Origin of the sequence: Luteolibacter sp. (assembly GCF_039920825.1) — a bacterium.
Classification (GTDB): domain Bacteria; phylum Verrucomicrobiota; class Verrucomicrobiia; order Verrucomicrobiales; family Akkermansiaceae; genus Luteolibacter.
The window spans coordinates 51,820-77,593 of sequence record NZ_JBDSCX010000053.1 but is presented as its reverse complement, the minus strand read 5'-3'; the positions used below and the strand labels follow the sequence as shown (position 1 = coordinate 77,593).

Here is a 25,774-nt window from a genome sequence, read left to right as displayed (position 1 = left end):
ATGAAGGCCGCCCTTCTCATTTTTCTAGCAGCTACCGTCGTCCATGCGGAAACGGTCGTCGAAGGTCATATCGACCTCCCGAAAGGCAAGTCCCCGCCGGTGATGGCGAAGCGCTACGAGATCGTCACCAAGGGCGGCGTGCTCTCGACCAATCCGCCGGTCGCGATTGTCTATCTGGAAGGAGATTTCGGAAAACCCACGGGACAGACGACCAAGCAGATCATCCAGAAGGACTTTGTTTTCAATCCGTCCCTGCTGGCCGTTCAGACCGGCACGAAAGTGGAATTCCCTAACGAGGATGACACCTATCACAACGTCTTCTCGTTTTCCCCGGCCAAGCGCTTCGATCTCGGACGCCATCGCCCGGAGGACAAGCCGATCCCTTCGCAGCTCTTCGACAAGGCGGGCATGATTACCCTGCGCTGTGACATCCACGAGCACATGCGCGGCATCATCCTGGTGTTGGACACCCCGCATTTTGTGGTCAGTGGCGCGGACGGAAATTTCAAACTCAGTGGCCTCCCTGCGGGAAATTACAAACTCAAGGCTTGGATCGACAGCCGCACCACGCTTGAGAAACAAGTCACTCTCACCAACGGCGGGAGGATCAAGGTAAACTTCCCGTGACCGGCGCAGCAGGCATGTCCGGCTTCCGACTGCGCCTGCTGATCGGCATGATGCTGGTGGTGTGCGGCGTCACCGCGCTCGCCCTTTGGATCGCGGAAAGAAAGGTCACCGACGACGGCCAGCAACAGATCCAACACGCTTTCCAAAGCGAGATCGCCGCGCTGCACCACGCCCGCGAGCTGCGGCACGCCGCAGTGATCGAGCGTTCCCAATCACTGGCACGCAAGCCCCGCATCCACGCGGCGCTGGAGGACAACGCGCTCGACCTGCTCTATCCAAACGCGGCGGACGCGCTTCGCGACGTGATGAACGGTGATTCGGACCATCCCCTGCAGGCCCGCTTCTATCGGTTTCTCGATGCCGCCGGCCGGGTGCTGCCGGCACCGTCCGGCGTCGATGCCGGGAAACTCGATCCCGCGGAGGAAGCCGCGCTGAGTCTGGGATCGTTGCCCGGCAGCCAACAGATCGGCTATCTCGTCCGCAACGGAGAGATGGATGAAATCATCGCGGAACCCATCATTTCGACGGAAACCAACGAAGTGATCGCGAGCATCGTATTGGGTTTCAAACCGTTCGATCTCAACGACAGCAGCCTCGGCATGGAAGCCGGCATCTGGACCCAGGGCCATTTCTCTCTAGCAGATTCCGATGACAGGCACGACACCGGAATCGCGCTGGCACTGGGCCGGGTGCCCACGGGCGCTCCGACCGAGGTGGTGGTCCACGGCTCCCCGCATCTGGTCCTGAGCCAGTTGCTCAACCCCGGCTCGCTGTATCCCGCCGCCTATGAAGTTTGCGTGTATTCCTTCGAGGATGCGGTGGCCCGCCGCCGGCATCTGCGCTATCAGATTCTTGGAGCGGGCGCGTTCCTTCTGCTAGGGGCGGGAGTGGCGAGCCATCTGATCTCCGGCCGGCTGTCCCTGCCGGTCGAGCGGCTTGCCGTGGATTCGGCTCGCAATGTCACGCGGCGTGAGGAAGCGGAGGCGGCATTGGAACAAACCAGCGGCGAACTGCACCGCTCGATGCGGTTTTCGGCCGATACGTCGCACCAGCTCAAGACGCCTATCACGGTGCTCCGGGCCGGGCTTGAGGAATTGCAGAAACAGCCGGGAGTCACCCGCGAAATGAGTGACGACATTTCCGCGCTGATCTCGCAGACCTCCAAGCTCTCGAGCATGATCCACGACCTTCTGCTGCTCTCGCGCCTCGATGCCGGACGGCTGGAATTGCAAAAGGGCCGGATCGATCTATCACATTTCATCGACTCGCTGGTGGACGACCTGAGCGCCATCCCCGGCGCGGTGCATCTCACGGTCCGGGCGGAGGTGCCGCAGGGCATCCATGTGCTCGGCGAAAAGCGGTATATTTCGATGATCCTCCAAAATCTGTTGGAAAACGCCTGGAAATACAACCTGCCGGACGGAACGATTTCCATCACTTCATCAAGCCGGGACGGCATGCTTTTCCTTCGCATCGGCAACACCGGTGGCGGGATCCCGCAGCAAGCGCAGGAGCATGTTTTCGAACGATTCCACCGCGCTACCGTCGGCGAAAATGTTCCGGGTCACGGCCTCGGGCTGAACATTGCCCGCGAACTTGCCTTGTTACACGGTGGGGATTTGCGTTTGATCCGTTCGGGAGACGGCTGGACGGAATTCGAGGTTTCCTTCCCCATGGCTCCCGCATCCGATACCGCATGAAATCCTGCCGCGTCATCTGCCTCGCGCTTCTCACCGTGACGGCCGCCCCGTCGCGGGGACAGGGATTGGCAGATCGGGTGGAGGACATGTTGAGCGTCTCGGCCTTCGACGGCCAGGCACGCGCCCGGCTCAGCGGCACGCTCGATCTCGAATACTATCAGTTTTCCGGCGGGCCGACGGGCCTGGTCTATACCGATGGGGGAAATCTCTTCAATCCCCGGCTCACCCTGTTTCTCGACGCGCAGTTGGGATCCAGCCTCTACTTTTTCGCGCAGGCGCGGGTGGACCAGGGATTCGATCCGAGCGACGACTCTCTCACCGCCAGGCTGGATGAATATGCGCTGCGATGGACGCCGTGGGACGATGGCAGGCTCAGCATCCAGGCGGGACAGTTCGGAACTATCGTCGGCACCTATGTCGAGCGGCACCTTTCGTGGGACAACCCCTTCGTCACCGCACCGCTGATTTACGAGAACACCACCGCGATCTATGATAACCGTCCGCCGCAGAGCGTGAAGTATTTTTCCTATGGGCTAACCGACCAAAGATACAATTACAATCCGGTGATCTGGGGACCGAGCTATGCGACCGGTCTATCCGTTTCAGGGAGGCTGGGAAAACTGGACTACGCGGCGGAAATCAAGAATGCCAGCCTGTCATCCAGCCCCGAGACGTGGAACGACGTCGACCAGGGCTTCCAATATCCCACCGTCAGCACCCGGCTGGCCTATCATCCGGACATGGCTTGGACGTTGGGATTTTCCGCCAGCGAGGGCGCCTACTACACCGCGGAGGCGGCACCCCTGCTGCCGCCCGGAACGGGGCTGGGAGACTTCAAGGAGAAGGTGCTCGGTCAGGACATCAGTTATGCGTGGGAGCATTGGCAGCTCTGGGCGGAAGTTTATGAAGCGAGATTCGAGGTGCCCTTGGTCGGAAACGCGGACACCCTAGGCTACTATCTGGAAGCCAGATACAAGTTCACCACGAACTTCTCCGGAGCGTTGCGATGGAACCAGCAGTTCTTCGACGATGTTCCGGATGGATACGGCGGCCAACATCCGTGGGGCAACGACATTTCGCGTCTCGATGCGGCGGCGACGTGGCGTTTCAACGCGAACTCCCAACTGAAGCTGCAATACAGCGTGCAGCGGGAGAACGATGCGGACGACACCGTTTCGCATCTCCTCGCCGCACAATTCACGGTCCGGTTCTAACGCTTGATCCATCAGGGGTGGACCAGCCTGAAGAAGCCGGTGCCGCCGGTGGTGGATACGGTGACCTTTTTCATTCCACCGCCGATGATCGGGTGCGTGCGGAGGCTGCGGTTCTCTATCAAAAATACCCTTGTCAAAACTGCGGGGAATTCCAGCATGCGGGAATGAAGGGAAGTTTCACTCCGCTTGTCGCCGCCTGTCTGGCTCTCACGTCTGCTTTTGCTAAGGCAGACGATCAACCCGCTTCGTCACCGACCACGCACGGTCCGGAGCAACTTGGAGATTTCATCCTGCCGTCAGTGGTTGTCGATGGCTTGAAACTGGATGCTGCCTTGGCGAAATTGAAGGCGGCTTATGAAGACGTGTGCCGCAAGACGGGCGAGACCCCATTGGCCCTTACTTTTGCGATCGCACCTGGAAATCAGGAGGAATTGCACCTCAGTCTGCACCCTGAAGGGGTTGAGGATTCCGTTGGATTGCTCGCCAGCGTGGCGGGTCTGAAAGTCGAGCGCAAGGGGCTGGAATACCATTTTACGGCACTCGAAGGAGACGACACCAGGGTGAAGCAATCCCTCTCAGTGCCGCCCGATTTTGGCAGTTATATCGATCAGTTAGCCATTTCACCCGCAGGGAAGCCGCTTCCGATCGGCGCGCTTCTGACGGAGATCGGCCTGATTTCCGATCCGGAGGCGAAGATCTCGCTGAGTAATTCGGGTGAACTGAACATGTCGAACATCCGCAAGGCCGATGCCGCCGCCATCGCGGATTTCACCCGCGTGATCTGCACCATGCGCCCGAAGCAACTGAAGTTCACGGTGAAGGTCGTGGAGTTGGAGAAGGATGCCCAAGTGGAGGTGCGGAAAACCAATCCGATGACGGGCCGACAATCGCTGGCGTTCCAGCAGGAGATTTCCGGGAAAAAGGGCGTCAATTTATCCACGCTGCCCACCGTGACGGCCCGCATCGGACAATCCGCGACCATTGAAATCGTCCGTGATTTCCCCGATCATCCTCAGGCGAAGGAAGGGAAAATCGCGGGTCGCAAAGGTTTCGGAGAATCGGTAGGAGCCGTCGGTGATGGTGGAACCGGCGGCCGTTCCTCCGGGTCTAACGACTGGGAGGAGGCTTTAAATCCAAATCAAGTCGGGCAAGTGGCGGAAGTGGAGGGGAGTTTGGTCGGCCTCAAGCTCGACGTGAAACTTCACTACACGGATCGTGTCGGAGAAATCGACCCTGCCACCCAGGAGGCGGTGATTACGAATCGCACTGACATCACGGACACGGATTTATACAAGGATGGCAGCACGCAGCTTCTCACCCAAATCCGGCCGGACGGTTCGAAAACCCTGCTGCTGGCCAAAGCCGAATTGATCGACGCCACCGGTCGTCCTTACCGGGAAAACGACTGAGCGGATTGCTGCCGAAGCGGCATCTGCTGGTGAAAACGAGCTGCGGAAAAAAGTCCGGATTAACCGGTTCTGGGGACTTGCCGCGGGCAAGCTGGCTTCTTAGTTTGTGCGCGTAGTGCGGGAAATCGTTTTCCCCGCCCCAAATTTTCCGCAACCCATGAGCGCCAAAAAAGCCACGACCAGCCACGATCACGACGCCGTTCACAAGCCGTCCAAGGAATTTTCCGCGAAAGCCCGCATCCCGTCGATGGCGGCCTACAAGAAGCTCTACAAGGAATCGATCGAGCGGCCCGACAAGTTCTGGGCGCGCGAGGCGAAGGAGCTCGTCTGGCAGAAACCGTGGTCGAAGGTGCTCGATTGGAAGGCTCCGAACGCGAAATGGTTCGACGGTGGAAAACTCAACGTCTGCGAAAATTGCGTGGACCGCCACGCCACCGGACCGCGCAAGAACAAGGCGGCGATCATCTGGGAAGGCGAGCCGGGCGACAAACGCATAATCACCTACGGGCAGCTCCAGAAGGACGTCTGCCGCTTTGCGAACGTGTTGTTGAAAAACGGCGTGAAGTCGAAGGACCGGGTGCTCGTTTACATGCCGATGGTGCCGGAAGCCGCCATCGCGATGCTCGCCTGCGCCCGCATCGGCGCGGTGCATAACGTGGTCTTCGGCGGGTTTGCGTCTGAGGCGCTGGTAGACCGGTTAGAAGACTCCGGTGCCACTGTCATCATCACCGCCGATGGCGGTTGGCGGCGTGGAAAAGTGGTTCCGCTCAAGCCGGTGGTCGATGAGGCGCTGGCGAAATACAAGCATGTGAAGCGCGTGATCGTGCTCAACCGCTGCGGCAACGAGATCGCAATGGATTCCAACCGCGACAAGTGGTGGCACGAGGAAGTGGCCACCGCGCCCTCCAAGCACGTCGCGAAAGCCTTTGATTCAGAGCATCCGCTTTTCGTGCTCTATACGTCCGGTTCGACCGGGAAACCGAAGGGTATTCTCCACACGTCCGGCGGTTATCTAACGGGAACCTATTCGACCTGCAAATACATTTTCGACATGAACGACGAGGATGTTTACTGGTGCACCGCCGACGTCGGCTGGATCACCGGGCACTCCTACATTGTTTACGGGCCGCTCGCCAACGGCGTCACTCAGGTGATGTACGAAGGCGCGCCGAACATGCCGGACTTCGGGCGGTTCTGGAAAATGATCGAGGAATACGGCGTCACGATCTTCTACACCGCGCCGACCGCGATCCGTGCCTTTATCAAGGCGGGCGATCATTTTCCGGCGGCGCACGATCTCTCTTCTCTGCGTTTGTTAGGTTCTGTTGGAGAACCGATCAACCCGGAAGCCTGGAACTGGTATCACAAGCACATCGGCGGCGGCAGATGTCCGATCGTCGATACCTGGTGGCAGACAGAGACAGGCGCCATCCTGATTTCCCCGATTCCGGGAGCGACTCCATGCAAGGCCGGCACCGCGACGCATCCGTTTTTCGGCATCGACGCCGCCATCCTCGACGACGCGGGCAACGAGTGCAAACCGGGTCAGGACGGACGCCTTGTGATCCGCAAGCCGTGGCCGTCGATGATCCGTACGATTTACGGCGACAAGCAGCGCTACGCGAAAACTTACTGGTCCGACTATCCGGGCCTCTACACCGCCGGCGATGGCGCGCGCCGCGACAAGGATGGGAATTTCTGGATCATCGGCCGCCTCGACGACGTGCTCAACGTTTCCGGCCACCGTCTCGGCACGGCGGAAATCGAGAGCGCGCTCGTCTCGCACCCCGCCGTCGCGGAAGCCGCGGTGGTCGGCCGCCCGGACGATATGAAGGGGCAGGCCGTCGCGGCCTTCGTCACGCTCAAAGGCGGATTCGAAGAGTCCGATGCGCTGAAAGCTGAGTTGAAAGGCCACGTTGGCAAGGTGATCGGCGCGATCGCCAAGCCGGATGACTTGTTTTTCTCGCCAGGTCTACCCAAAACTCGTTCCGGAAAAATCATGCGCCGGCTCTTGAAAGAACTCGTTTGCACGGGCACCATTTCCGGCAACGTAACGACCCTCGAAGACTTCAGCGTCATCGAGGCGCTTCAACGACAGATCTCCTCCAAATAAAAGTCAATCCCCCCCATGACTTCATCACGCTATTACATCGCCCGTTTCGCCCAGGCATTCGGCTACTTCCGCAAGAACCAGCGGATGGCCGACGCCGCCAGCGAAATGCATTTGCTCCGCGAAGCCGAAGCCCAGCTGGGGTCCGCCATCTGGGAGAAAGTGGAAGGCATTGAAGAGCTGTCCGTGGAATATTGGAACCTCAGGAAATTCATCAAGGAACGCAACCTCGTCCGCGAGAAACTCGAAGAATGCCAAACCCGTCTCGATCAGGCTCATGAGGAGCGCTCGACCGTGCTCAACAGCACGCCGGAGATCCATCAGGAGTTGTTTGACGAGCGCGTCGCTCTTCTAACCGAGCTTGAGACGCTCGCCGCCCGCCGGGATGAAATCGTCGCCGAGGCCCGCGATGTCCGCCGCGCTTATGACGGCTTGAAAATGAAACTCGAGGTGCTCGCCAACGAATCCAGCCACAGCGGTGCCGACCAGAAAGCGATCGAAGACGTGAAGTCACGTCTCACCGGCCTCAAATCCAAGTTCTCCGAACTCAAGCAACAACGCATTCAGATCGGCGTCGATATCGAGGAAGGCGATGCCAAAGTGGACCTCGTCGATGCGAAGCTCAACGAGAAGCGGCTCGCGCGCCGCGTCCATGCATCGGAAGCATTTCAAATCATCGGCGACGGCAACAAGGAAATGTCCATCCTCCGCGCCGAGAGCGCGTTGCTCGACACCCAGATGCGCCAGCTCTATGCGGAAATCGGCCGCTTCGTCAGCCGCCACGCCCTGCATCACCCGGCCTGCGCCGCCGCCGCCTCGTCGCACCGCGGGCTGATCGACGTGATGCGCGCCCTCCGCCGTTCGATTGCCCTGAATCACCGCCTCGCCGGGACGGCTTGAGGAGTCGGTCCTCCCGTCGCCAAGAGGGGCGAATTTTTTTCCGTTGAAGAAATCGCTTGTTATTTGGGCCATATGGCATAATATGATGGCCATATGGCAACAAAATATCCACGTGGACGCAAACCTACCGGGGATTTCGTCGTTGGAAATACCGGGCCGGACATCTCCAAGGTGGAGTCCCCGGTTGCCGGGTATGGTGCCCCGGCACCGCTGGTGGTTGAGGTGTTTGACCACTGGATTTCCGTTTTACAAAACCTCGGCGTGAAGACATCTGCCGCAGCTGGCAGCACCTTGGCGCAGATCCGCGAGGCGCTCCGCCAGGGCATGCCGCGTGATGCGTTTGAAAGCCTTCGTGATGATCTTGGCGTTTCCACGGAAGAGTTCGCGGAAATCCTCGGCATCCCCACCCGCACGCTCGCGCGGCGTACGGACCGCTTCAAACCAGATGAATCCGAGCGGCTTCTGCGCGTGGGTTCGGTGGTTCAGAAAGCGTTGGATGTCTTGGAAGACAAGGAATCCGCCCGCCGCTGGATGACCCAGCCGAAGCGCGCGCTCGGCGGCCTCACGCCGCTGCGCTGCTGTGACACGGAAATCGGCGCGCGGGAAGTGGAGGCTTTGTTAGGCAGGATCGAGCACGGCGTTTTCTCATGACCCGCGCGTTCCGGCTGTGTAAGACGAAATTTCTAACGTCCGCCTTCTCCGGCGAGGGCGCGCGCCTGAACGGCGGACGCTGGAACTCGCCGGGGCTCGGCGTGGTTTACGCGTCCTCCTCGCTCTCGCTGGCGACTCTGGAAGTGCTTGTCCACTTGGAAGACCCGGAAGCCTTCGCCCGCCTGTTTTCCTGGATCCCGCTGGAAATCCCCGATGGCCAGATCGAGGAAATCGACGATGCCCAACTTCCTAACGCCTGGTGCGCGGACGAAACCAACATTTCCTCCCGCCACCTCGGCGATACCTGGCTCCGCTCGATGCGCTCCGCCGTGCTGGCAGTCCCCTCCGTGATCACTCCCGGTGAAAGGAATTTCCTGCTCAATCCCGCGCATTCGGGATTTTCCGAAATCCAAATCGGTGCCGCCCTGCCGTTTCAACCGGATCCGAGGTTGGCGCACTGACAAAGACCAATTGATCATGCGTTTTGCGGATCGAGAACGAGCAGGGCGTGTGCGCCACCGGGAACCCATGCTGGATTGATTCCTTTGTCGAAGGTGGCCAGCTTGCCACCGCGGTTTGCCGCGAGTGCGAGCAGGTAGCAGTCGGTCAGGTGCTTCGAATTGGGCAAATCCGGGAACTGAGAGGCATCGCACAAACTCAAATCGTCCCGCCAGAATTGATGTCCGGGGAGGGACTTCCATTGCCTAATGGTCTTGCGGGCCGACTCAACGCTTCCCGTACCACCCGGAAAATTCGGATGGCCGAAGATCCGTATGAATCCGTTTTCGGTGATTGGACAAGTGGCCCAGCCTTCCCTGGTGGCCTGCATGAAGAATGCTTTCGCTGCCGCATGGAACGGGCTGTCTGGATTCGCCAGATAGAGCAGCACATTGACGTCCGGCAGCAGGATCATGCTCCTGAAGGATTGAGTGCGCGTTCCATATCCTCACGGTCGAGTTGCTCCTGAAACTCCTGGATGTCTTCAAGGCTCAAGGGCTTCCGACCCGTCTTCTTCAGCACCAGCATCCCTAGTTCGTTCATTTCACAAATGTCCCTCAAATCCTCGGGGACGTTCCCGGATGGCATGATTTCCCGCCGCAGCGCATGCTCGACCATCGCCTTGAGCGTCGTCCGGCGGCGCGCCGCAACGGCCTTCGCTTCGATCAGCAGATCATCCGGTAAATCCAGTGTGGTTTTCATGACAAGGTCACCATACAGGAATATGGGTGGATGGCAAGCTGGATGAAATTGAAGTACTCACGTCGAAATCACAAAGGACGATCCCGGGTGATCACTCATCTCCAGCATTGGGCTGATTTCCCAATCTCGCCCGGGCATGGATCACCGCTTCATGCAGCTTTTGCCGGAGTTGCTCCTTGGGCAGCACGTCCGTCCAGTAGGAGGAAACGCGGATGCCGTCCTTCTCCATGTCTAGCAGCTCGATGGTCTCATCCTTTTTCCCGGCACAGAGGATGAGGCCTATGGGCTTCTCCTCACCCTCTCCGCGTTCATGGCGGTTCAACCACGCCAGATAGAGTTCCATCTGGCCTTTATAGGCGGCTTTGAAATCCCCTAGTTTCAGCTCGATGGCCACCAGGCGGCGAAGGCTGCGGTGGTAAAAGAGCAGGTCCAGATGGTGATCCTCCCCGTCGATGATCATCCGTTTCTGCCGGGCCACGAAGGCGAAACCGGCACCCACTTCGAGGATGAAATTTTCCATTTCCCGCAGGATGGCGGTCTCCAAATCCTTTTCGGCATACGTGTCCTTAAGCCCGAGGAAGTCGAGAATGTAGGGATCGCGGAAGACGAGATCCGGCGTCATCCGGTCCTCGTCACGCAGGGTTTTTAGTTCCTTGCGGATGAGGGCGTCCGGCTTTTTCGAGAGCCCGGTGCGCTCGTAGAGCATGGAGTCGATTTTCTGTTCCATGACTCGGGTACTCCACTTTTCCACCCTGCACATTTCGGCGTAGAACTCGCGTTTCAGAGGATCATCCATCCGCAGCAGCATGCGAAAATGGGTCCACCCCAATTGTGAACGCAGTGCGTGCACAATCTCAGGTTCCGGAAATGCCTCGGCAAACTGCAACATGTAGAACAGGTTGCGGGCTCCGAAGCCATTGCCAAACTCTGCCTCCAATTGTCCACTCAGTGCGTGGACAATTCGTTTCCCGTATTCCGCCCGCTTTTCATTGAGCACTTCCTGGCGGATCCGGTGCCCGATGTTCCAGTAAAGCATTGTCAGGCCCGCGTTCACAGCCCGCGCCACTCCCTCCCGCGTCGAGACGATCAGCCCGCGCACTTCCACCAGCAGATCGTCCTCGACCACGGACGCATTGGTTTCTGCCACAGGCGATTCCTCATGACGAACCACGGAGCGGGATGCCATTTTCGTCGTGGTCTTTTTGGCCGCGCGTTTCGGTTTCATGTCCACCATCGTCGGGAATCTAGCGGATGCTGGAAGCAAAATGTTCCCGCCGTCTGCTGGCGGAGGAATACCTACCCCCGGATGGCGGACAAAAGCTTACCGACATAGTGTTCCCGATCATCAGTCATGAAAAAGACGTGCTGTTTCTCCATTTCCTCCCTTGAAAGCCCCCATTGCAGTTCTGGGTAGCGAGTCCAAGACAGGATGAAACTGTTCAGACTGACATCCGTGCAATTGAGCCTTTTTTCCAGCCCTTTGATCCGCTGGTGAAACTGGACCTTCTCACTTCCCGGACCTTCACGGAGCATGCCGTGGGGTTCCACGAAATTGACATATTGGTGACCGGGCGTGAGCACCCACAGGATGAAATCGGGGTGAAAACCTCCGGCCTCGAAAAAGCCGACACCTTTGCCCCGACTTTGGTTGCGCAGTAGGAAGATCTCGGTTCCCTCTGTTTCAAGGCGTTCGCCGTTGGTCTGGCACCAAGCTGCTAGATCGGTGACGAACTGGTATTCGCTCTCATTCAGCGCAACGGGCAGGATCGTGATCTTGCCACCCTTGCGAACATGGAAGAGTGGTTGGAAAAGATGTTTTCCGAAGCAACAGGCGGAAAGATCGCCTGCGGAAGGAAGCTCGTCTTTATGGTCCTCAATGTCCTTCTTGAGGCGTTCGATCGCTTCCACCACCGTGGTCGCGTCACCATCGACGATGAGTTGATAGAATTCATCCTGCGGCAGGTTGTCGTCGTTTCGGTCGAGATCGCGGATCTCAAGTCGCGGTTCCAGGTATTCCCGCTTGCGATAGTTATACAGGTGATCGCAGTAACGCTTTACCAGTTCCTTCGCCACTTCCTGAAGTAAGCGGATGCCGTTGAAATCGGCGGGCGTGAGGTGAGTTTGCGGAAGCCGAAGATCATACCAATCCGGCACCGCTAACAACTCACGGATGCCACTTGGCGAGGCGTTGAGATTGAACCAACTTTTGTCGCGCTTGAACGCCTCGACTTCGAAATACAGTTCATCGTAGTTCAGAAACGCACGATGGCTGGCGTCCAGCGTCGCTCGGTTTTTGTCGGTGAGGTTGCTTCGGTTTTTCGATGAGACGGACTGGATGCGCGGATACCAGTCCGATTGGATCGGATGCGTTGCCAGATAGCCCGGCAGCTCGCCGAGCGTGGGAACGCGGGCATCGCGTTTGAAATCGTATTCCCGCGAACCATCGGGGCGCAGTTTAGGGCGGATGACTTTCAGCTTCTTGCCAAAATCAAAAGTGACGTTGAGCGGAATGGTGATGGTCTTCTTCCGTTCGTTGCCAGGCAGTCCCTCGTCCTTGAGGAACTCGCGGAATTTCTCCATGAAATCCGCTTCCACACCGAAGACGTTCAGTGTCTCAAGCTCTTCGATCCATTGCGGGCGGTGCGGCGCGTAGGTATGGCCGCTGCGCTTGAGGCTCCATTCCCATCCCTTGAGACGAACGCCCCGCCCGAAGAGCTGGATGATCTGCGTTCCCTCGCTCTTGCCAACGTGCATCAGGCCCATGGTGCTGACCCGCCAGCAGTCCCAGCCTTCGACGAAGCGCTTTGAACCGATGAGCACATTCACCGGCGAACTGGACTCCTTGATCCCAGCAAACATCGCTTCGGAGAAATCGCTCTCGTCCAACGTAAGTTTTGTATCGTGCTCGCGTGCGACGACCTCGATGTGGTCGCAGAGTCCCTTCGCGTCGCCGACGTTGATCAAACCAAACGGCTCCTCTGAGTTTCCAACTTTTAGGACCACCTCGCCCGCGTCGCCCTTCACCCGTGAAAGGGAGAGGAGTCCACCTGCGGGATTGTGGAAAACCCGGCTGAGGATATCGCGATAAAGTTCCGTGAAAGTCTGCCCCTTCACCGCTTCTGCGAGGTAATTGAACGAGCCACCGAAGATGTCGTTTCCGTCCGCGTCGAGCAGGCCGGTTTGCTGGCCGTTGCCGAGGATGATTCGCTCAATCCACCGGGCGGAATCTTCCGGCTTCGCAAGAAAATCGGCGATGAACTGGATGATGCGTGCCACGTCGGCTGCAACGGCTTTCTCATCGCTGGTGCTTCCCGCTCCTTTCGCCTTCGAAACCGTGCTACCGACAAATACCCAAAGCGGTTTCTCCAGATTGAAGGCAGTGAACGATGCGTGACGCTCCTCGTAGATCCGAAGCTTCTGATAGAATTTCAGGAGACAGGCTATCAGGTACGTGGATTCCGCCGTTTGGTGCGATGCTGGCAGGTTGAGAATCTGATAGTCCTTGCCGAACCCGTCCTCGTAGAACCAACGATAGCTGTAGTCGAAAAGAATCGTCTTCGCATAGTCGTCCTCGTGAGCCGTGCCGCTGACTGCTTGCTCGAACGTCGCCGAGTATTCAAAGGTGAAACCCTTGGCACAAAGCGCGGCACGGCGGGAAAAGAACGCACCTTCCTCCTTGGCCTTTTGTCCCGAAAGTCCCCGGTGCCCCTCATCGACCAACAACAGATTTTCGTCGCCAAGACTGCGAGTGGCGATGGTCTTCGGACCGTCCTTGTCGCCGAGCTTGGTGATCTCGATGACGTCGATCTGGTTCAACATCGTCTGCGCGCCCGGCTTCACCCCTTCCGTCACGAAATAGCCTGCCCGGCGTAGATCCGCGATGTGTTGTTCGCTCAGGCGGTCATTCGGCGTGATGAGAATCGTGCGCGGCAGATCCTTCCCGGCACGGCCCGCGTAGTGGCGGAACTGCATCACGTTCACCTGCATCACCAGCGTTTTGCCGCTGCCCGTCGCGTTCTGGATGCAGACCTTGTTCAAATCATCGAGTGCATAGGGAGCGATGTTTACGAAGTTGCTCCAGTGCTCGTTGAAACGGTTCACGAAAGCGTTCAAATCCGTCTGCAACTGCTCCGCATTGCGGAAAAATCGGTCCAGATAGATCTCCACAAAAATCAACGTGAGCCACTGGTAATACTTCCACGCGATGGGCCGGTCCCGCTTCTCGTTCAGAACCCGGGTGTGGCGAACGATATTTTCCTCGTAGCTCCGCAACTGCTCGCGCGTGATGATGCTCTGCTCGCCCCAGAAGAGCTGGCTGTTGACGAGGTTGTGATAGAATCGGTGCAGACCGTCCTCATCCAGGCCCTCCATCCGGGGATCGCTGATAGGCGAGGAAAGCGCATGAAACGGCAGCGGCTTCGCGATACCGGGAATGTTCGGCTCCCGGAAAGGATCGATACCGAAGAGGCTGATGAGCCACTGGTTCAGCAGCAGCTTGTGGCGGAATTTATGCGATGGCTTCCCGTCGGCAGCTACTTTGCGGGCTCTCTTCGTGGCGGCTTTCTTGGCGGGCATGGGAAAATTACAGGTTCAGCAGGCTTCGGAGTGCGGCTTTGACCTCCTCCATTTGACCAGCGGTTAGTTCGCCCATCTTCCGGATGAGCTTGCGATGGTCGAAGCTGGCCAATCCCTGCACGTTCACGGCGGAGGGTTTGGGGAGCCAGCGGGGCTTGCCCAGATCCACCTCGCCATTCATCCCGCGGATCTGGGAGGTCAGGGGAGCGACGACAACGAGAGCTCGGGCGTCTTCACCACCGGGGACGGCAAGCACCAGCACCGGGCGGCTCTTCTCCACCATGCCGAGATCGGCGAACCATACTTCGCCGGGTTTCGGGTTAATAGGCACCCAGCACCTCCTGCCACTCGGCGGCTTGTCGGTCTGCGGAGAGCAGTTCCGGCGGACGGGTCGTCACTTCGAAAGGAAGCGCTTCCCGCAGTTCAATCTGCGCCAGGAGCATGTTGAAGGCGTCGCCCGGTTTCATCCCGAGACGGGCAAGGATGACTTCCACATTGCGCAGGCGGTCGGCCGGGACGCGGGCACGGAACAAGGAGGTGGTTTCTGGAGTAGCCATGCTCAAAAGTGCTCAAAAATGCTCATTTTGTCAAATTCGAAGAACGCGCCTCAGACATCGCTCACGTCCCACATCGCCTTGTGGAATTCCTCTTCCAGCAGCCGGACTTTCCAAGTGTCCGAGTCCAGCTTGAGATTGGGGAGGTTGTTCGAGCCGTTGACGTAGATGGTGTCGAACTCGAAATCTCGGGTGCTCAGGCGGTTCTTCTGGAACCACTCGTCGAGCATCAGATTGTCCTCCTCCAGGTTGCCGGTGAGGTTGCGCCAGACGATGAGGACTTTTTCCTTCTGGCCGTTGTTCGGGTTCTCGCGGTCCTTGGGCACCCAGCCTTCGACCTTGCGGAACCACCAACCGCCATGGGGGGCGAGCTGCATTTTTCCATCGAGTTGCAAGCGGGTGTCGGTGCCTTTGGGGAGATCGGGATCGGGAACGCGCTGGAAGGTGGCGGTGAAATGCTGCGGCGCGGCAAGATGGACGAGGCGCAGGCCGATGAGGAAATTGAAGGTTTCGATGAGATCGACCGGCTGCTCGACGCTGCCGCTGGCTCCGGGCTTCTTGACGTTGAGCGTGTAGGCCGTGGGATCGGAAAATCCGTCAAGATTGAGCAAGCTCTGGCTGCCGCGGGTCTCGACATCCAACAGGTAGTTCAAGGTGTAGTCGCGACGCAGCGGATCATTCGCCGCCAGCGCCCGCTCGCGCTCGGCATCCTCGGTGAAACGCAAGTTGTTCAGGGTGTCCTCGAAGCTTTCAAGGCGGACATACTTGAAGCAATGGGAAATGCCCTTGTCGCGGCTGACCGGCTTGCCGTCCTTCCAATCGGGCGAGTAAACAACCTTCGCGATGCGCGGCTTGAGCACCGTATCGAAGTGGTCGCCCATTTCGATGAGGATGTATTTGCGTCTGCCGTTGTCCTCGCGGTTGAGGTTGATGACGGCGTGGCCGGTGGTGCCGGAGCCGGCGAAGAAGTCCAACGTAGTAGCTAACAAGTCTGCGCTAAGTTTCACAAACCATGAGATTAACTTCAAAGGTTTAGGAGTGCTAAAGGACTTCTCACCGAACAATTCCTTCAGCGCTTTAGTTCCTTCGGCGTTGGTTCCCTGTTGATCCAGCCACGTGCCCCATCCCGATTGCTTGTGCGTTTCTCGGATTTTCTCAAATGGATCCCATCTATCATTTTTTCTGTCGATAACAATCCCGTTGTCAAAAGGGGTCTTTTCCCAGTGGAATACCTCCGGCTCGGACAAAGCCTCTTTTATCAAAGGATTGTCTTTTCCCCATCTCCAGCGTCCTTCCTTACCATCGTTTCGGTATGGAAGAACGATTGACCCATCCGGGGCCTTCAATTCAAAGAACTGTTTGGGTCTGTCTTCTCGCAGTGACGAATCTCCCCACTTTCTTAGTTCTCTGCCTTTCACATACGGGCCATTGGCATCCTCATGCACAAGTTCCCCCACTTCAGTTTGATCTCTTGATATGTTTGAATTCGACCCGTTGGAATAAATGATTAGATATTCATGCCCAGATCGAATCCCCGTTTTTTGTTTGCCACCGCTTGGTTCAGCCTTGCAGGGAGCATAAGCGAGCTTGTTTGAGCGACCAAATTCATCCTGCATTATATGCCCAAGCGAAATAAATTCATTGTCATCTATTGAAATGCCAATGAGGGCGCTATCGTCTGCGATTTTTCTCATCGCTGCCATTGAGCAGGCCATAAACGATATCCAGGACGAGCTTCTATATTGATCTTTATAGCAAAAATCGCCGCTACCAAGATTGTATGGCGGATCAAGATAAATACTCTTTATTTCACCAAAGCTGCACTTCCTCAACATCGTCAGCCCCTGAAAATTCTCCGAATGCACCAGCAGCCCATCACACTGCTCATCGAAACCTTCGATGCTCTCCACTAGCTTCGCCTTGAACTCTTCCGAGAAGTGCCGGGTATCGAGCACGAGGAAAGGCTGCGATTTCAGGAATTCCACCGTCAGCGGTGCCGAATAGCCGGGAGTGGCGGCTTGGAGAAGATCGCCGGAGGCTTTGCCTTCAATTTCATGGATCGCGTAGAGCTTCTCCCATTCTTCGCGCTGGGCGTCGTTGACGATGATCTGCGCTAAAAGCCAATCTCTCTCTTTGAAAATTTCAGCCTGCTTTTTTAGATCATCTTCGTCTTCACCAATTGAGAAGATACGATCAACCGTGATGCCGTAGTTCGTTTCGACGACGAATTTTTTCTTCAACCAGAGCTTTTTCTGGAAGTCCTCCAACTGGGCGACGAAGGCGATGAGCTGCCGGGCGATGGTGCGGAGGACCTTGATCCTAGCGAGGTAGGTTTCCACGCGCGGCGCGTCCTCGTTCTCGATGTCGTCGAGGCGCATGACCTCGTTTTTGATGTAGAAGTCCAGCTCGCGGCGGAGGAAGGAGCCGAGGTCCTTGTGGATGAAGTAATCGGCGGTGTTGCGGGCGGTGTATTGGTGGAGGTATTTCGCCAGCAGGGTGCGGTCCTTGTTCGCCTCGGTCGGCACCTTGGCGGCAAGCAGGCGATGGTAGGCGGCGGCTTGCGGAAGTCCGGCGAGGTGTTCCAACAGCTTCGCGGTGGCCTGGGCGCGGAGTTCCTCCTGCCATTTGCCTTCCTTGGATTTCTCCGGCTTGTCGGGATCGGGACGGTATTCGAAACGGAGTTCGAGTTCGCCCGCTTCGTTAAAGCCGACGGGGTCTTCAGCGTGCAGGATGAAGAAGCGCTTGGTGGCATCGGACGCTTTCACGTTGCCATGCTCGCCCTCCACCGCATCGACGAGACGGAAGTGGACGGGAAGGCTGTCCGTGCTTTCCAGTTTCATTTCCCCCGCGATCTCAGGGGCCTTTGCGAGATCCACGGTGAAGTTGGAGAAATACTCGCCGGTCTTGATGTAATACTGGTCGGCATTCGCCCAGTGAAGTTTCACTTCCTCGCCATTGTAGGGAATGGCGAAGGGCGCGGCGCGACCGGCGGTTTCGCGATTGAAATAGCGGCGTGAGATGAAGTCGCCCTCCTCGTAGTAGCGCTCGAAGAAGCGGTGGAGGTGATCGTAAATCTCGCCCTCGGCGGAGAGCGCGTCCTTCGCGGCATCCGCAGCGGCGATGGCGCGGAGGTAGGTTTCTCCAGCAGGAGTCGCGGCAAAGGCGGGATTGAGCACGCCATTTTCATCGAGTGCGGCGGCACCGAGCGCAGCCTCCAGATCCTGACGGGCCTTGGCGTGGGCATTCACTGCCTGCTGGCCCGCCTGATTTCCGAAAGTGTCCTCGATGACCTTGAGCAGATCCTTTTCGAGGAAGTCGGTAACCTGCTTCGCCTTCGCATGCATGATGCGATAGAAGCCGAAGTCGAGGTCGGGTTGGTCGAGCTGGAAAAGCTCCTTGAGCTTGGTGACGAGCCGGGAACGGAGTTGGGCGGTGGATGGCATGGGAAATCTGGGCGCGGTTAGACGACTCTCCACCGGATGGTGAAGAGGGCTGTTGTTAGGGTTTTTTGTAGGAGCCTTGCCTCCAGCGCGGCGACGAGGGTTTTGCGCTTGTCTTCAATTTCGTCCTCGATTTCGAAGATGCGTTGGCGCTGGCGGCGTTTCTGCTGCTCCAGCTTGAGGATCTGATCCTGATGGGCTTTTTCCTCCTGAAGCGTGGGAGCCTGGCGGGAGCGACGCTGGAGATCGCGGATCTGGCGTTTCAGATCTTCGAGTTGTTTCTGCGAGGCGAGTTCCATGTCCTCGGCCCAGCGGTCGAGCTGGTCGCGGGCGGCTTGGAAGTGACGGTGGTTCGTTTCGAGCGAACGGTTCAGCGTGGCGGCGATGTGGCGAGCGGCTTCCTGGCTGAGACGGGGTGGAGGTTCGGGAGATGGAGAACTGGGACTGCAAGTCCCAGCCACGCTGAAGAGCTTCTCGCAGGTTTCCTGATCGAGGTCGTTGCCCGCATCATCGAAAGCGGAGAAGAGCAGGTATTCCTCACGCTCCAGCGAATCGATGCGGAGCTGTTGGAGCGTGAGCCAACCGGACTTGCCCTTGAGCTGCTCGATGACACTGACCTTGGTCGGGTGCTTGCTGATTTCGAAATGGATCTCCGCAGGTGGACACAGGTGGCCTTTTCCTTGGGCGACGGTGTGCTCGCCGAGCGGATGATTGAGTCGATAGAGAAACTCGCCGGGAATGTTCGGACGGCCTTTTTGAATCAACCGGTAGTGCCCGGGGCGAGCGGTTGTGATGGGCGATTGATGGAGATCGAAGGCGAGGGTATCGTCGTCGAAGCTCGCGCATTCTGTTAGCTCGAAACGGGTGAGCGCCCAGAACAGCCGGCCGATGCGATCAAGCTGCTGCTTCGCGCCATCGAGACTGACCTGAAGGCGGTCGTGAACGTCTTCGTCAAAATGATCGAGGAGGAGTTTCCTCGTTTCCTTCATGCGGGACTGGATCTGCTCGTCGAGTTCCCGGCGCAGCGCTTCGAAGGCGGCGTTGATTTCATCGACCGAGCGGCACTGCTGATAGATTTCAAGCACGCGGCGCTCGAAGTCGATGGTGCCATCGACGAGACCGAGAATGTCGTCGGAGGTGTCGAAGAGCGTGGAGAACAGATGGAACTTGGTTTCCAACAGTTCATGAACGCGGATGTCGGCCTCGTTGCGCTGGTTGAGGAAATTGATGACGACGACATCGTGCTCCTGCCCGTAGCGATGGCAGCGGCCGATGCGTTGCTCGATGCGCTGGGGATTCCACGGCAGGTCGAAGTTCACGACGAGTGCGCAGAACTGGAGGTTGATGCCCTCCGCAGCGGCTTCGGTGGCGATGAGGATTTCCGCGGAATCGCGGAAGGCGTCGATGATGGCGGTGCGTGAATCGACAGGCCGCGAGCCGGTCATGCGGCCGGTGTCGCGGTTTTTGGAGCACCAGGTTTCGAAGAGTTGTTTCGAATCCGGATCGTTGTTGGAGCCGTTGAAAATGACGACTTTTCCGGCGTGGCCGTTGGCTTCGAGGAACTCTTTGAGAAAGGTCTGGGTGCGGCGGGACTCGGTGAAGATGACGGCTTTCCGCGGGGCCGGAGGATTCATCCCGGTCATCTGCTCGAAGCCGATTTCGAGGGCTTTCAACAAGGCGAGGCTCTTGGTGTCCACACCGATGCTGCGCGCCCAGCGAATGTAGTCCTCCAGCTCGGCGATTTCCCTTTTGAGCTTGGCGGGATCGATGGTCTCGGCGGTTCCCTCCTCTGTGGGAATGGGTTCGTCGGCGGTGATTTCCGCATCCTCGGCATCCTCTAGCAATTCATCGAGCAGATCGCCATCGAGGTCGTCACCGGCGATGAGCTGATCGAAAAGGCTGGCGCTGTTTTTCACATCCTCTTGGATGCGGAGAAGGCGGTCGCGCATCATTTCCAAGGTCCCCGCGAGCGCGCGGGGAGAGGAGGAAAGAACCTTTCTAACCAGAAGGACGATGAGGTGGCGCTGGCCGTGAGGCAGGGCGTAGCAGTCGTCGCGCTGCAGATAGCTGGAGACGGTTTCGTAGAGTTTGTGTTCCTGCTCGCTCGGGGTGAAAGGCCGGGTGAGCAAGCGCCGCCGCGTGTATTTCACATATTCAAGGACCTGGCTGCGGAGAGTCCGGTGGCAGAAGGTGGCGAGGCGCTCGCGGAGTGATGCAAGGTCGCCGCCGGCATTCGCGAACTGGGTGCGGAAGGATGGGAGATCGCCGAAGAGCCGTTCGTCGATCAGCGAGGCGAGGCCGTAGAGCTCGACGAGCGAGTTCTGAAGCGGGGTGGCGGTGAGGAGGATTTTTTTCCTGCCCTCGGTGGCGTGGCGGATGGCCTGGCCCAGACGATTGCTCTCGCGGTAGCAGTTCCGAAGCTTGTGGGCCTCGTCCATGACGACGAGATCCCACGGGATGGGCTTGATATCTTCTGCCAAACGAGCGGCGTAGTGATAGGAGCAGATGATGATCCGGTTCTGCTCCAGCGGTGAGGCGTGGCCGCTTTTCTGAAACTCCCGGTAGGAGTGGGCGTCGAGGATGACGGACGGCAGGTTGAATTTCTCCTCAAGCTCTAAAGCCCACTGCTTGCGCAAGGAGGCTGGAGTGATGATCAGCAACCTGCGACGGCTTTCCGCCCAATACTGGCAAAGGACCAGTCCGGCCTCGATGGTTTTGCCGAGTCCGACTTCGTCCGCAAGAAGGGCACCGTTGGAGAGCGGGGAGCGAAGTGCGAAAAGCGCGGCCTCGATCTGATGGGGATTGAGAGTGACGGTAGCGTCGAAAAGTGCGCGTCCCAAGCGATCCACCCCTTCGCCACCCGAGCGGCTGAGTTCGTGGGCGTAGTATTTCGCGTGGTAGGGGGTCATCCGGTCCTGATTCTAAATAGCGTTATTAGACAAAAACTAGCTATTTCTAGTAAGTCATTTGTTCGATTACGAGCATTCAAATCCAATGAAAATATGACTTTAATGTAATCTGAAAAACGCTTCGTATTGTCGTAATTCACCTCGAAGCTCCCGGATCACGGCTGTTTGGATATGCTTCACAGGTGACCGAACATCAGGAGATTCGGCGGCGCCTTGCCGCGATCGGAAAGGACCGGAAGTGGCTGGCGAAGCAGCTCAATATGAGCGAGCACACGATCCGCCAATACCTCCAACCCAAGGGTAAGCGGACGAAAGAGTTTATGGAGGAGATCGATCGGACAGTCACACTGGAGACTGCGCGTCAGCGGGAAAGCCAGCCGGATGCGCCGCCGTGGAACCAGATTTTCCGAACCGCTGAGGAATTCGACCGTGCGGACCGGGCAAGCCGGGTGATCAAAGCGGAGAGTCTGACGGATTTCTGCCGCAACGCGATTCTGGCAAAGGCGGACGAACTGCTCGCGAAAAAGTCACGCTCGTCTTACAGGAATCTCCACGAACTGCCCTCCGCGAAAGTGGCGGAAGATCCGAAGGAATAGCCTCGGAGTGGGTGGCGTGAGCTGTAAGGTGGGCGGACACTTTTGTCCGCCAGGACAATGAGGTGCGAAAGAAGGGTGCGTTCGCTTTTTTCCTTTCGCCTTGCATTGGCATCCGCGACAGGAGTGTCGCGGCTCCTTATGTTTTCAATCACTCCGGGGCGTGGACGAGGAGGACGATCTCGCCCTTCGGCGGGTGGGCTTGGAAATGGGCTAGGACTTCGGCGGCGGTTCCTCGATGGTAGGTCTCGAACTTTTTCGTCAGCTCGCGGGCGACGCAGGCGCGGGCGGCGGGATTGATTTCCGTTAGGATTTCGAGGGTCGAGAGGATCCGATGCGGGGATTCGAAGAAGATGCCGGTTTCGCCGGAATCGAGGGCGGCGGTTAGGGCGCTGCGGCGTTTGCCGGATTTTACTGATAGAAATCCGCCGAAGCGGAAGGCGTGGCAGGGGAAGCCGGAGCCGATGAGCGCGGTGATGACGGCGGAGGGGCCGGGTAGGACTTCGAGCGGCGTGCCGGACTCGATGCAGGCCTGGACGAGCCGGTAGCCGGGATCCGAAATGCCGGGCATGCCCGCGTCGCTGATGACGGCGATGGTTTCGCCAGCTCTCGCGGCGGCGATGAGTTCGGGGGCGCGGCGGGCTTCGTTGTGTTCGTGGAGCGAGACGAGTGGTTTTCCAGAAATGCCGTGATGGGCTAACAACTGGCCGGAGTGGCGGGTGTCCTCGCAGGCGATGCGGTCGGCGCTTTTCAGGATCTCCAGGGCGCGGAGCGTGATGTCGGATAGATTTCCGATGGGCGTTGGGACGAGGATGATGCGGCCGGTGGATTCCATGGCCGAGTCTCGCGCCCCGGCTTGGGCTGGGAAAGCGAAAACCCGTGCTCACTTCGCCGGTTCCGCGCCAAGCTGGCGGCGGACTGCCTCCGGCGCGGTGAGCAGATACTGCGCACGTTGTTCCTCCGGCAGGCGATCAAACAAGCCGTTGCGAAGGATGTCGATTTGGTTGCCATAGAAACTCTTGGAAGCGTCTAGCAGCTTCGGGAGAATCTCCCCACTGTCCCGGTGGGTGGACGCTTCCGCGAGAAACGCATCGATTGTGGCGGGATCCGGATTTCGTGCCAGCGCGCTCGTGGCATCGTACCATGATTTCTCGGTCGGTTCGCCCGAGAGGGTGGCTTCGGCGGCAAAGCGTCCGTATTCGAGGGGCTCGGTCACTTTAACATAGCCTTCGAAGAAATCCGAGAGTCCGCCGACAAGGGCTTTCCGGTTGTCCTCAGAGGCCTCCATAGCGGTTGCCCATTCGTAAGCCGCCTGAGCATCCTGTTTCACCCAGGCTAAGACGAAATTGGCGGGATAGGTACTGAATTGCTCGCCTTCTTTCATCCGGGAGGACAAGTCGGAGATCCCAGCCGCTGCCGCCTTGAAATTGAAATCCTTCGGGTAATCAAGGTCATATCCAGACGAGTTGTCCCTCTTGCCGGCCGTCAGTGCCAGGGCGCGCACCAGAGTATCGGCACCACGTTGGGTCACGGCGCTGAAAATCTCGACTGGCAGCGAGACATAATCGCCAGTGTTGCCTCGGTATTTTTCGCCCAGTTCCAAGGCCTGCATCGGGTCCTTTTTCACGGCGGATTCGAAAACACACTGGAAGTAAAACCTTCGATTGCCCGCGTTCGGGGTGGCCATGATCCACGCAAGGGAGTCTTCGGGAAATTCCTCATAATTGTGGATCACCAAGTTTTTGATTCTCTCACGTTCTTTCCCCTCGAGCCCTCCGATGCCGGCGCTCGCGGCAAGCATGTCGATGAGGGCCGCGAGATCTTTCGCGGGCAGGTCTTTCATTTCCGCTTCGAGGCGATGGGGATCATCCGCCAAGGCGCGCAGGTGGGTGAGCGGGGCTTCATCAGCGGCAGCCGGACGCGGGCGGGATGAGGTGCGTGATGGATTCGCCTGCCCGGTGGCGGCGGATGGCGGGTTTCCATTCCTTGAGGAGGCGGCCAGCCAGCCGATCCCGATGCCGGCCCCGAGGAGGAACAATCCGCAGGCGGCCAGCAGGGAGGATTTCATTTCCTCGCATCCAATCGCACCCAGCATGCTGTTGGAAGATCAAACTCCATCCCGGCGGTGGCACGTCACTCGAATGAACGGCCATTGCCGTTTGGATAATGGCGCGTCATTGGGGCGACGGCGGGGCACCTAAGCCGGGGGCTGAAGTAGCGCCGCGATCAGTTGCCTTCGAAAGCCTGCCGCTCCGCAGCGGAGATGAGCTGTGGTTTTCCGAGATGGTCCACGCGGACGGTCGTCATGCTGCCGGCGGCGGCGGTTTCTCCAGCGGCGTTGAGGATTTCAAAATCCCACGTCACCGATGACGCCCCGATCCGTGAAATGGATAGATGGACCCCGATGCGGTCGCCGGTGAGCAGCGGGAGCTTGTAGTCGCAGGTTACTTTCACCCGCGGCCAGCCGCCCTGGGCTCGGTCGAACACGAGAACATCCCGCGAACGCAGGAACTGATGCTCCGCCGACTCGACGTAGCGGAAGACATTCGGAAAATGCATCCACCCACTGGCATCCGTGTCAGCGAAAGCGACCTCGCAGGCGTAGCAGTGCAGGGGATTTTCCATGGGGGAAAACTCACTCGAACTTGCTGACCAGGACGGACGCGTTGTGACCGCCGAAGCCGAAGCTGTTACTGAGAGCGACCTTGACCGGCACCTCGCGGGCAACGTTCGGGACGACGTCCAAGTCGCACTCGGGGTCCTGGTTGTCCACGTTGATCGTCGGCGGGATGACGCCATCCTTGATCGCCATGATGCTGGCGATGAGTTCCACGCCGCCAGCCGCACCTAACATGTGGCCGGTCATCGACTTGGTGGAGCTGACCATCAGGCCGTTTTTCGCGTAGTCGCCGAAAGCGAGTTTGATGGCCTTGGTTTCCGCGACGTCGCCGAGTCCGGTCGAGGTGGCGTGGGCGTTGAGGTAGCCAACGTCCTCGGGATTTTTCTTGCCGTGCTTGAGTGCCATTTGAATGGCGTAGGCAGGACCGCTTCCATCGGGTGAAGGAGCGCTGAGGTGATAGGCATCCGCGCTGACGCCGTAGCCGATCAGCTCCGCGTAAATTTTCGCTCCCCGCTTGAGGGCGTGTTCGAGTTCCTCGATGACGACGACTCCGGCACCTTCGCCCATGACGAATCCGTCACGGTCCTTGTCGAACGGGCGGGAGGCGCGCTCCGGTTCGTCGTTGCGGGTGCTGAGCGCCTTCATGTTGGCGAAACCGGAAAGGCCCATCGGCAGGACGGCCGCTTCGGCACCGCCGCAGAGGAAGGCATCGGCGTCGCCGAATTTGATGATGCGCCAAGCCTCGCCGATGTTGTGATTCGAGGTGGCGCAGGCGGTGACGATCACCATGTTAGGCCCGAGCAGGCCGAACTCCATGGAAATGATGCCGCTGGCGATGTTGGAAATCATCATCGGGATCGTGAACGGTGAAACCCGTTTAGGCCCCTTGGTCATGTAGGTGGTGTGCTCGCGTTCCAGCGTGGACAAGCCGCCGATGCCGCTGCCGACCATCACGCCGAAGCGGCGCGGATCGATCTTGGAAACATCGACGCCGGAATCCTCCATCGCCATTTTCGAGGCCGCCACCGCGAACTGCACGTAGCGGTCGGAGCGGCGCGCATCCTTGGGAACGCCGAAATAGCCGTCCGCCTCGAAATTTTTCACCTCCCCCGCGATCTTGCAATCAAAGGGTGCGACATCGATTTGGGAGATGGTGCTGATGCCACTGCGACCTTCCTTGAGCCCGGCCCAAGTGGTGTTCAAATCGTTGCCAAGTGGGGTGATACAGCCGATGCCTGTGATGACGACGCGTCGTTCGCTCATAATTAGTCA

Annotated in this window: 21 protein-coding genes; 9 read left to right on the top strand and 12 right to left on the bottom strand. The window is 58.6% G+C overall.

Annotated elements, in window-relative coordinates; all coding sequences use genetic code 11:
- The 8 genes from ABIQ96_RS16970 to ABIQ96_RS16935 all read left to right on the top strand — a co-directional run bounded on the left by ABIQ96_RS16970 (nt 1) and on the right by ABIQ96_RS16935 (nt 9,072).
- Nucleotides 1–627: a hypothetical protein gene (locus ABIQ96_RS16970; RefSeq protein ID WP_348215813.1), complete on the top strand. Its 627-nt coding sequence runs from the start codon at nt 1–3 to the stop codon at nt 625–627.
- Nucleotides 624–2,327 carry a HAMP domain-containing sensor histidine kinase gene (locus ABIQ96_RS16965; RefSeq protein WP_348215812.1) on the top strand — a complete coding sequence of 568 codons (1,704 nt, stop codon included), beginning with the start codon at nt 624–626 and terminating at the stop codon, nt 2,325–2,327. The genes ABIQ96_RS16970 and ABIQ96_RS16965 overlap by 4 nt, the downstream gene beginning before the upstream one ends.
- On the top strand, nt 2,324–3,541 hold the full coding sequence (locus ABIQ96_RS16960; protein WP_348215811.1) for a hypothetical protein: 1,218 nt from the start codon (nt 2,324–2,326) through the stop codon (nt 3,539–3,541). Before ABIQ96_RS16965 ends, ABIQ96_RS16960 begins: the two co-directional genes overlap by 4 nt.
- 17 nt (nt 3,542–3,558) lie before the next feature.
- Nucleotides 3,559–4,950, top strand: a complete 1,392-nt coding sequence (locus tag ABIQ96_RS16955; RefSeq protein WP_348215810.1) for a hypothetical protein — start codon at nt 3,559–3,561, stop codon at nt 4,948–4,950.
- A gap of 157 nt (nt 4,951–5,107) precedes the next feature.
- A complete protein-coding gene (gene acs / locus ABIQ96_RS16950; RefSeq protein ID WP_348215809.1) occupies nt 5,108–7,063 on the top strand; it encodes an acetate--CoA ligase in 1,956 nt (651 codons plus the stop codon).
- A 15-nt stretch (nt 7,064–7,078) separates the two neighbouring features.
- Complete coding sequence (locus ABIQ96_RS16945; protein WP_348215808.1) at nt 7,079–7,960, top strand: hypothetical protein; 882 nt, start codon at nt 7,079–7,081, stop codon at nt 7,958–7,960.
- 93 nt (nt 7,961–8,053) lie between these two features.
- Entirely contained in the window at nt 8,054–8,611 is a 558-nt protein-coding gene (locus ABIQ96_RS16940) for an antitoxin Xre/MbcA/ParS toxin-binding domain-containing protein (protein WP_348215807.1), read from the top strand.
- Nucleotides 8,608–9,072, top strand: a complete 465-nt coding sequence (locus tag ABIQ96_RS16935; protein WP_348215806.1) for an RES family NAD+ phosphorylase — start codon at nt 8,608–8,610, stop codon at nt 9,070–9,072. The genes ABIQ96_RS16940 and ABIQ96_RS16935 overlap by 4 nt, the downstream gene beginning before the upstream one ends.
- Nucleotides 9,073–9,086: 14 nt before the next feature.
- On the opposite strand, the gene ABIQ96_RS16930 is transcribed toward ABIQ96_RS16935, so the two are convergent.
- The 8 genes from ABIQ96_RS16930 to ABIQ96_RS16895 form a co-directional block, all read right to left on the bottom strand.
- Nucleotides 9,087–9,524, bottom strand: a complete 438-nt coding sequence (locus ABIQ96_RS16930; protein WP_348215805.1) for a TA system VapC family ribonuclease toxin — start codon at nt 9,522–9,524, stop codon at nt 9,087–9,089.
- Nucleotides 9,521–9,811, bottom strand: a complete 291-nt coding sequence (locus ABIQ96_RS16925; RefSeq protein WP_348215804.1) for a hypothetical protein — start codon at nt 9,809–9,811, stop codon at nt 9,521–9,523. The genes ABIQ96_RS16930 and ABIQ96_RS16925 overlap by 4 nt, the downstream gene beginning before the upstream one ends.
- Nucleotides 9,812–9,902: 91 nt before the next feature.
- Entirely contained in the window at nt 9,903–11,036 is a 1,134-nt protein-coding gene (locus ABIQ96_RS16920; RefSeq protein WP_348215803.1) for a PDDEXK nuclease domain-containing protein, read from the bottom strand.
- Between the two features lie 71 nt (nt 11,037–11,107).
- Nucleotides 11,108–14,386 carry a DEAD/DEAH box helicase family protein gene (locus tag ABIQ96_RS16915; RefSeq protein ID WP_348215802.1) on the bottom strand — a complete coding sequence of 1,093 codons (3,279 nt, stop codon included), beginning with the start codon at nt 14,384–14,386 and terminating at the stop codon, nt 11,108–11,110.
- A gap of 7 nt (nt 14,387–14,393) precedes the next feature.
- On the bottom strand, nt 14,394–14,717 hold the full coding sequence (locus ABIQ96_RS16910; protein ID WP_348215801.1) for a type II toxin-antitoxin system PemK/MazF family toxin: 324 nt from the start codon (nt 14,715–14,717) through the stop codon (nt 14,394–14,396).
- Nucleotides 14,707–14,943: a type II toxin-antitoxin system RelB/DinJ family antitoxin gene (locus ABIQ96_RS16905; protein WP_348215800.1), complete on the bottom strand. Its 237-nt coding sequence runs from the start codon at nt 14,941–14,943 to the stop codon at nt 14,707–14,709. The genes ABIQ96_RS16910 and ABIQ96_RS16905 overlap by 11 nt, the downstream gene beginning before the upstream one ends.
- A gap of 50 nt (nt 14,944–14,993) precedes the next feature.
- Nucleotides 14,994–18,383 (bottom strand): site-specific DNA-methyltransferase, encoded by a 3,390-nt coding sequence (locus ABIQ96_RS16900; RefSeq protein WP_348215799.1) that lies wholly within the window; start codon nt 18,381–18,383, stop codon nt 14,994–14,996.
- A 17-nt stretch (nt 18,384–18,400) separates the two neighbouring features.
- A complete protein-coding gene (locus ABIQ96_RS16895; protein WP_348215798.1) occupies nt 18,401–21,289 on the bottom strand; it encodes an SNF2-related protein in 2,889 nt (962 codons plus the stop codon).
- 182 nt (nt 21,290–21,471) lie between these two features.
- Between ABIQ96_RS16895 and ABIQ96_RS16890 the strand changes: the two genes are divergently transcribed.
- A complete protein-coding gene (locus ABIQ96_RS16890) occupies nt 21,472–21,885 on the top strand; it encodes a hypothetical protein (protein WP_348215797.1) in 414 nt (137 codons plus the stop codon).
- A 148-nt stretch (nt 21,886–22,033) separates the two neighbouring features.
- Here ABIQ96_RS16890 and rsmI read toward each other — a convergent pair whose 3' ends face one another.
- The 4 genes from rsmI to fabF all read right to left on the bottom strand — a co-directional run bounded on the left by rsmI (nt 22,034) and on the right by fabF (nt 25,765).
- Nucleotides 22,034–22,717 (bottom strand): 16S rRNA (cytidine(1402)-2'-O)-methyltransferase, encoded by a 684-nt coding sequence (rsmI, locus tag ABIQ96_RS16885; protein ID WP_348215796.1) that lies wholly within the window; start codon nt 22,715–22,717, stop codon nt 22,034–22,036.
- A 48-nt stretch (nt 22,718–22,765) separates the two neighbouring features.
- Nucleotides 22,766–23,950 carry a hypothetical protein gene (locus ABIQ96_RS16880; RefSeq protein WP_348215795.1) on the bottom strand — a complete coding sequence of 395 codons (1,185 nt, stop codon included), beginning with the start codon at nt 23,948–23,950 and terminating at the stop codon, nt 22,766–22,768.
- A 158-nt stretch (nt 23,951–24,108) separates the two neighbouring features.
- The gene (locus tag ABIQ96_RS16875) at nt 24,109–24,507 is read right to left on the bottom strand and encodes a thioesterase family protein (RefSeq protein ID WP_348215794.1); all 399 of its coding nucleotides are present in this window, start codon (nt 24,505–24,507) and stop codon (nt 24,109–24,111) included.
- A gap of 10 nt (nt 24,508–24,517) precedes the next feature.
- Nucleotides 24,518–25,765 carry a beta-ketoacyl-ACP synthase II gene (fabF, locus tag ABIQ96_RS16870; protein ID WP_348215793.1) on the bottom strand — a complete coding sequence of 416 codons (1,248 nt, stop codon included), beginning with the start codon at nt 25,763–25,765 and terminating at the stop codon, nt 24,518–24,520.
- Nucleotides 25,766–25,774: the final 9 nt, after the last annotated feature.

Excerpts from the sequence above, each read along its gene's own strand:
- rsmI (WP_348215796.1), bottom strand. The coding sequence starts at position 22,717 with ATGGAATCCACCGGCCGCATCATCCTCGTCCCAACGCCCATCGGAAAT.
- ABIQ96_RS16900 (WP_348215799.1), bottom strand. The coding sequence starts at position 18,383 with ATGCCATCCACCGCCCAACTCCGTTCCCGGCTCGTCACCAAGCTCAAG.
- ABIQ96_RS16915 (WP_348215802.1), bottom strand. The coding sequence starts at position 14,386 with ATGCCCGCCAAGAAAGCCGCCACGAAGAGAGCCCGCAAAGTAGCTGCC.
- fabF (WP_348215793.1), bottom strand. The coding sequence starts at position 25,765 with ATGAGCGAACGACGCGTCGTCATCACAGGCATCGGCTGTATCACCCCA.
- ABIQ96_RS16940 (WP_348215807.1), top strand. The coding sequence starts at position 8,054 with ATGGCAACAAAATATCCACGTGGACGCAAACCTACCGGGGATTTCGTC.
- ABIQ96_RS16875 (WP_348215794.1), bottom strand. The coding sequence starts at position 24,507 with ATGGAAAATCCCCTGCACTGCTACGCCTGCGAGGTCGCTTTCGCTGAC.
- acs (WP_348215809.1), top strand. The coding sequence starts at position 5,108 with ATGAGCGCCAAAAAAGCCACGACCAGCCACGATCACGACGCCGTTCAC.
- ABIQ96_RS16960 (WP_348215811.1), top strand. The coding sequence starts at position 2,324 with ATGAAATCCTGCCGCGTCATCTGCCTCGCGCTTCTCACCGTGACGGCC.
- ABIQ96_RS16970 (WP_348215813.1), top strand. The coding sequence starts at position 1 with ATGAAGGCCGCCCTTCTCATTTTTCTAGCAGCTACCGTCGTCCATGCG.
- ABIQ96_RS16925 (WP_348215804.1), bottom strand. The coding sequence starts at position 9,811 with ATGAAAACCACACTGGATTTACCGGATGATCTGCTGATCGAAGCGAAG.
- ABIQ96_RS16920 (WP_348215803.1), bottom strand. The coding sequence starts at position 11,036 with ATGAAACCGAAACGCGCGGCCAAAAAGACCACGACGAAAATGGCATCC.
- ABIQ96_RS16880 (WP_348215795.1), bottom strand. The coding sequence starts at position 23,950 with ATGAAATCCTCCCTGCTGGCCGCCTGCGGATTGTTCCTCCTCGGGGCC.
- ABIQ96_RS16895 (WP_348215798.1), bottom strand. The coding sequence starts at position 21,289 with ATGACCCCCTACCACGCGAAATACTACGCCCACGAACTCAGCCGCTCG.
- ABIQ96_RS16945 (WP_348215808.1), top strand. The coding sequence starts at position 7,079 with ATGACTTCATCACGCTATTACATCGCCCGTTTCGCCCAGGCATTCGGC.
- ABIQ96_RS16905 (WP_348215800.1), bottom strand. The coding sequence starts at position 14,943 with ATGGCTACTCCAGAAACCACCTCCTTGTTCCGTGCCCGCGTCCCGGCC.
- ABIQ96_RS16935 (WP_348215806.1), top strand. The coding sequence starts at position 8,608 with ATGACCCGCGCGTTCCGGCTGTGTAAGACGAAATTTCTAACGTCCGCC.
- ABIQ96_RS16930 (WP_348215805.1), bottom strand. The coding sequence starts at position 9,524 with ATGATCCTGCTGCCGGACGTCAATGTGCTGCTCTATCTGGCGAATCCA.